This is a genomic window from Qaidamihabitans albus, assembly GCF_016464705.1.
In the GTDB taxonomy this organism is placed as follows: Bacteria; Actinomycetota; Actinomycetes; order Mycobacteriales; family Pseudonocardiaceae; genus Qaidamihabitans; species Qaidamihabitans albus.
In genome coordinates this window covers 1-1,302 of the sequence record NZ_JAEHOB010000048.1, presented here as the reverse complement: position 1 = coordinate 1,302, position 1,302 = coordinate 1, and the positions used below count along the sequence as shown (strand labels likewise).

At 73.0% G+C, this 1,302-nt stretch carries 1 protein-coding gene; it reads right to left on the bottom strand.

What is annotated here, in order from left to right; genetic code table 11:
• A partial coding sequence (locus JAP66_RS31750) for an HNH endonuclease (protein WP_199435568.1) occupies window positions 1–1,241 on the bottom strand: 1,241 nt, incomplete at its 3' end.
• Window positions 1,242–1,302: the final 61 nt, after the last annotated feature.

Genomic DNA, 1,302 nt, shown 5'->3' with positions numbered 1-1,302 from the left:
TAGAAGGGTGGTCCGGTGTTGGGTGGGTTGCCGGTTCGTTGTTGCGGGGGTTGTGGGGTGGGTGGGTCGGAGGGGTGGTGGGTGGGTGTGGTGATGGTGTGCCGGTGTTGGGTGTAGTGGCGTCCGGTGGGGGTGGTGATGGTGGAGGTGCCGGTGGTGGGGTTGTGGTGGAGTTTCCAGTGGGGGTGGTCTTTGAGTTGGTGGCAGCGTCGGCATTTGGCGCCGCCGTTGCCGGTGGTGGTGGGGCCGTGGCCGTGGTTACGGGTCCAGGGGGTGAGGTGGTCGAAGTCGCTGCGTTGGGCGGGGCGGTGGCAGCCGGGGGTGGCGCATTCGCGGTCGCGCACGGCGACCAGGTCGCGGATGAGTGCTGAGGGGCGGCGACGGCGGCGGCCGAGATCGACCGGTGCCCCGGTGGCGGGGTCGGTGAGCACGGCGCGCCAGGTGCTGGCCGGGTTGGTCATGATCTCCCGGGCGATGGGCGCGGGGATCGGACCGTAGCCGGCTAGTTCGCAGCCCTGTTCGGACATGGTGAGGGCGGTGTCGACCGGCAGGTGCAGAAACGCCGTGGCCGCCGCGGCCGGTGCAGTGACACCCGGGTCGCGGCCCAGCAGCAGATCGGCGCAGATGTCGGCGCGCAGCTGATCCAGCGTGCGGTGCGGGTCGTGCCGGCGTAGTCGACGGGCGAGGGCATCCAGGCGGGCATAGCAGGAGGCGGCCAGTTCGGCGGGCAGATCGGCGGCCAGGGTCGCGGTGGCGTGCTCCCCGTGGATCAGCTCCACCCGGCGCCCGGCGCGGGCGCGGCGGGCCCGCGCCGTCTGCCCCTCGGGGTCGGTCTTCTCCACCAGCCTGCGGGTGGCCTGCACCAACCCCGTGGGGTCGAAGCTCCCCACCCGCCCGGTGGCCAGCTTCTCCGCCAGCTCCGCATCGACCTGCCGGGCCTGCGGATCCTCGAGCATCGCGGTGGCCTCCACCAGCCGGCCGGCGGTGTAGCCCTCGATCTCCCCGGCCTCCATCGCCCCCAGCACCCCCGGCAACCGCCCCACCAGCGCCACCCCACGCTCCAGGCGGGCCTGCGCCTGCCGCGGCGAGATCCGCAGCTCCAGCGCCACCTCCCGCGCCAACCACCGATCCCCACCCCGCAACCGGCACAGCCGCGCCAGCGCCCGCGCCTCCAGCGCGTCCGCCCGCGCCCGCATCTGGCGCACCGCGGCCAGCGTGCCCCACAGCTCCTGTTCGCTCACCTGTTCGACCATACCGACCAACCGGCAATGTAGCCAGCTACAACACCAACGGAGCAGTCGC